This window comes from Ancylomarina sp. (genome assembly GCF_041555295.1).
In the GTDB taxonomy this organism is placed as follows: Bacteria; Bacteroidota; Bacteroidia; order Bacteroidales; family Marinifilaceae; genus Ancylomarina.
Window position 1 is genome coordinate 1 of the sequence record NZ_JBFFKR010000259.1, and the last position, 4,907, is coordinate 4,907.

Annotated in this window: 5 protein-coding genes; all 5 read left to right on the top strand. The window is 39.7% G+C overall.

From position 1 onward, the window contains the following. Positions 1-757 (top strand): aconitase family protein (locus ABY905_RS14055; protein WP_372644954.1); only part of this gene is annotated, 757 nt, incomplete at its 5' end. A gap of 109 nt (positions 758-866) precedes the next feature. Further along, a complete protein-coding gene (gene leuD, locus ABY905_RS14060; protein WP_372644956.1) occupies positions 867-1,457 on the top strand; it encodes a 3-isopropylmalate dehydratase small subunit in 591 nt (196 codons plus the stop codon). A 76-nt stretch (positions 1,458-1,533) separates the two neighbouring features. Next, positions 1,534-3,060 carry an alpha-isopropylmalate synthase regulatory domain-containing protein gene (locus ABY905_RS14065; RefSeq protein WP_372644958.1) on the top strand — a complete coding sequence of 509 codons (1,527 nt, stop codon included), beginning with the start codon at positions 1,534-1,536 and terminating at the stop codon, positions 3,058-3,060. 72 nt (positions 3,061-3,132) lie between these two features. After that, entirely contained in the window at positions 3,133-4,209 is a 1,077-nt protein-coding gene (gene leuB / locus ABY905_RS14070; protein WP_372644960.1) for a 3-isopropylmalate dehydrogenase, read from the top strand. A 98-nt stretch (positions 4,210-4,307) separates the two neighbouring features. After that, the coding region (locus ABY905_RS14075; protein WP_372644962.1) for a pyridoxal-phosphate dependent enzyme at positions 4,308-4,907 on the top strand (600 nt) is incomplete at its 3' end.

Below are 4,907 nucleotides of genomic sequence, written 5' to 3' on the forward strand. Positions count from 1 at the left end.
AGGTCGAATGACGGTTTGTAATATGAGTATCGAGATGGGTGCTCGTGGGGGAATGATTGCTCCTGATGAAACGACATTTGAGTATGTGAAAGGTAGAATGCATGCACCTAAAGGAAAGGTTTGGGAACAAGCATTAGAAAAATGGAAGACTTTAAAAACCGACGAAGGTGCTCAGTTTGATATGGAATATACCTATAAGGCTGAAGATATTGAACCCATGATTACTTATGGAACTAACCCGGGTATGGGAATGGGAATTACGGCTTTTATTCCTTCTGAATCTGATATTCAAGCTTCGGAGCTGCCATCGTTTAAAAAGTCATTGGCTTATATGGATTATGAACTGGGAGAGCAAATCCTGGGTAAAAAGGTGGATTACGTTTTTGTTGGGTCTTGTACCAATGGTCGAATCGAAGACCTGAGAACATTTGCTGCTTTGGTGAAGGGACACAAAAAGGCCGATTCAATCACGGCATGGATAGTTCCAGGATCGAAACTAGTGGAAAAACAGGCGATTGAAGAAGGTTTAGTTGAAATCTTAGAAGAGGCTGGATTTGAAATGAGACAACCGGGTTGTTCAGCTTGTTTGGCAATGAATGATGATAAGGTTCCTGCTGGTAAATACAGTGTTTCCACATCCAATAGAAATTTTGAAGGAAGACAAGGGCCAGGTTCGCGAACTTTATTGGCAAGTCCGCTCACTGCAGCCGCTTCCGCCATTACAGGTGTGATTAGTGATCCAAGGGAATTCTTGTAATGAATTAGTCATTGGTCATTAGTTCAATAGAAGCTTTATATTTTTTGACTCTTTGACTTTTTCGACCTTTTGACTTTTAAACCTATTACTCATTATTAAACATTCAAAAATGTCCGTAGATAAATTTACATTATTAGAATCATCTTGTGTGCCACTTCCCAACGAGAATGTGGACACAGATCAGATTATACCCGCTCGTTTCCTAAAAGCAACCAGCCGCGATGGTTTTGGAGAAAACCTATTTCGCGATTGGCGTTTTTCACCTTCAGGAGAACCCGTGAAAGATTTTATATTAAATAAAGCTGAATATTCAGGAAAAGTATTGGTAGCCGGAAAGAATTTTGGATCTGGTTCATCAAGAGAACATGCCGCTTGGGCAATTGCCGATTATGGTTTCAAAGTTGTAATCAGTAGTTTCTTTGCCGATATTTTCAGAAATAATGCATTGAATAATGGTGTTTTGCCAGTTCAAGTATCTTCTGAATTCCTGGAAAAACTATTCAAGGCTATTGAGAAAGATCATTCTCAGAAAGTAATTGTTGATCTGGAAAAACAAGAGCTGAAATATAATGATGAAGCTTGTCAGTTTGAGATTAATCCCTATAAAAAAGACTGTTTATTAAATGGATTCGATGATATCGATTACCTCCTTAATAGAAAGGATAATATTCAAGCTTTTGAGGAATCAAGCTTAAAGTAAACAAGCTTTGATTAACACGAGAATTGAAATGTCAATATCTGGAAGGGTTGTGACTTAAACAAGGAAATATAAAAAAATGGACAAGCAGCGAAGGATAGAAATAATGGATACCACTCTTCGGGATGGAGAACAAACCTCTGGAGTAAGCTTCAATGCCGATGAAAAACTGGGTGTCGTCAAGCTGTTGCTCAAAACTCTGAAAGTCGATCGTGTAGAGGTTGCTTCTGCAAGAGTATCCGAAGGTGAATTTAAGGCCGTGCAGCGTATTTGCCTGTGGGCGGAGAAGCATGCTTGTTTGGATCGCATCGAAGTGCTAGGTTTTATTGACGGGACAGCATCACTGGATTGGATCAAGATGAGTGGTTGTCGTGTTGTTAATCTTCTATCCAAAGGTTCTTTGAATCATCTTGAAGGACAGTTGAAGAAAACACCCCGCGAACATGTATCAGATATAAAGAAGGCTGTTGCTTATGCTACAGAATTAGGGCTTAAAGTCAATCTTTATTTAGAAGATTGGTCCAATGGCATGTTGACTTCAAAGGACTATGTCTGGTTCTTGCTGGAGGAGCTAAAATCTGAAAACATTATGCGTTTCATGTTGCCCGATACCCTGGGGATATTGAATCAAGAACAAGCCTATGAATTTTGCAAAGCTTGTAGAGATAGATATCCTGATTTACACCTCGATTTTCATGCTCATAACGATTATGATTTGGCAGTGGCTAACGTCTATTCAGCTGTAAAGGCTGGCATAAATGGTTTGCATACCACAATCAATGGTTTAGGCGAAAGAGCTGGTAATGCGCCTTTGGCTTCTGTTATAGGAATCTTGAATGATCAATTGAATTGTTGTACAGGTGTTGAAGAAAAGAAAATCAATTCTGTAAGTCGTATCGTAGAGAGTTTTTCTGGAGTGCGAATCCCAGCTAATAAACCTCTTGTAGGAGAGAGCGTCTTTACTCAAACCTGTGGGGTACACGCTGATGGTGATTCCAAAAATAACTTATATTTCAATAGACTGATGCCTGAACGTTTTGGTCGTGAGCGAAAATATGCTCTAGGTAAAACATCAGGTAAGGCAAATATCCTGAAGAACCTTGAAGAATTAGGCATAACACTGGAGGAAGAAACCATGCTTAAGGTAACTCAAAGAGTTATTGAGTTGGGTGATAAGAAAGAACAGCTTACAACTGAAGACTTGCCTTATATTGTTGCTGATGTTTTGAATCAGGTTATGGATGAAATGCCAATTCGTGTGAGACATTATTCTTTATCTCTTAGCAAGGGTATGCGCCCTTTCGCGTCCATTAATTTGGAAATTAATGGGGAATTACACGAGGGAACAGCTTCTGGCGATGGACAATACGATGCTTATATGAATGCCCTTTGGGGTATCTATGACAAAGTAGGTAAAGATCGTCCAAGCTTAACGGATTACTTTTTACGAATTCCTCCAGGAGGTAAAACAGATGCTTTGGTTGAATGCATTATCACCTGGAATTATAAAGATTCAGAATTCAAAACGAAAGGCTTAGATCCGGATCAGACAGAAGCAGCTATCAAAGCTACAACCCGAATGCTTAATCTAATAGAGATGAAGTAAGTTAAAGGTTAAAGTCAGTCTGATAACTGATAACAGAAAACTCCTTTTCACTCATTCAAAAATAAACAAAACATGTCATATAAAATTGCAGTTTTAGCCGGTGATGGTATCGGACCAGAAATAGTTGCACAAGCACGTAAAGTCATTGATGCAATAGCAGAAAAGTACAATCATCAATTTGAATATACTGACGCCCTTGTGGGTGCAAGTGCCATTGATGCGGTAGGGAATCCGTATCCTGATGATACGCACGAGATTTGTATGAATTCGGATGCTATCTTGTTTGGTGCCATAGGTCATCCAAAGTTCGATAACGATCCATCAGCAAAGGTGCGTCCCGAACAAGGCTTGTTGGCTATGCGTAAGAAACTAGGTTTATATGCCAATCTGCGCCCTGTAAATACATTCAAATCTTTGATTCATAAATCGCCTTTGAAAACAGAACTTGTTGATGGGGCAGATTTTATGTGTATTCGAGAGCTTACAGGTGGTATTTATTTTGGTCGACCACAAGGACGTTCTGAAGATGGACAAACAGCCTACGACACCTGTGTTTATACAGTGGAAGAAATTGAGCGAATTGTTCGTTTGGGATTCGAGTTTGCAGGTAAACGTCGAAAGAAACTGACCATTGTTGACAAGGCCAATGTTTTGGCAACGTCTCGATTGTGGAGAGAAACGGCGCAACGAATCGAACCTGAATATCCTGAAATAGAGGTAGAGTATATGTTTGTTGACAATGCGGCCATGCAAATTATTACATGGCCCAAGCGTTTCGATGTGATGGTAACGGAGAATATGTTTGGAGATATTCTAACTGATGAGGCCAGTGTTATTTCCGGTTCAATGGGTATGTTACCATCTGCATCTATTGGCGTTCACACCTCTGTGTTTGAACCAATTCATGGTTCATATCCTCAGGCTACTGGTAAGAATATTGCCAACCCATGTGCTACAGTTCTTTCGGCTGCCATGATGTTTGAGTATGCATTTGGCATGATGAAGGAGGGCGCTTTAATTCGTAAAGCGGTTGATGAGGCACTTGAAGCAGGAGTCGTAACAGAAGACATTGCCGATGGCAAGAAAGCATATAGCACTACTGAAGTTGGTGATTGGTTAGCTGATTTCGTAAAGAATTATAAGTCGTAGTTAATCTTGATATTGAGGATTGGTTACCCTCATAAATAGGATGAAGTTAGCTGCTCAGAGATTTGTCTCTGAGCAAGCTTAAATTAAAAGGGAAAATTGTGTCAGAAAATAAGAAAGAATATTATCCGAAAATGTCGGAGATAGTCAAGGCGAATCAGAAGGTTCAGGATGTCGTCGTGGTGTCGCCTTTGCTCAATAATTTGAATCTATCTAGCAGATATAATGCAAATATTCACCTTAAGAGAGAAGATTTGCAATTGGTTCGTTCCTATAAAATAAGAGGTGCTTATAATAAAATATCAAGCCTAAGCAAAGCTTGTTTGGATAAAGGAATTGTTTGTGCAAGTGCGGGTAATCACGCTCAAGGTGTGGCTTACTCTTGCCAGAAATTGAAATGTTTTGGAAGTATCTATATGCCCGAAACGACGCCTCGACAAAAGATTAAGCAGGTTAAGATGTTTGGTGGTGATTATGTGGAAGTATTCTTAACGGGAGATACCTTTGATGATGCTTCTTCGAAAGCCATTGCTGATGCTAAAGAATTGGCTAAGACTTTTATTCACCCTTTTGATGATCCTAAAACCATAGAAGGACAGGGAACAATTGGTTTGGAAATATTGCAACAATTCAATGAGCCTATTGATTATTTAATTCTGCCTATAGGAGGTGGTGGCCTGGCTTCGGGTGTCGGTGCATGG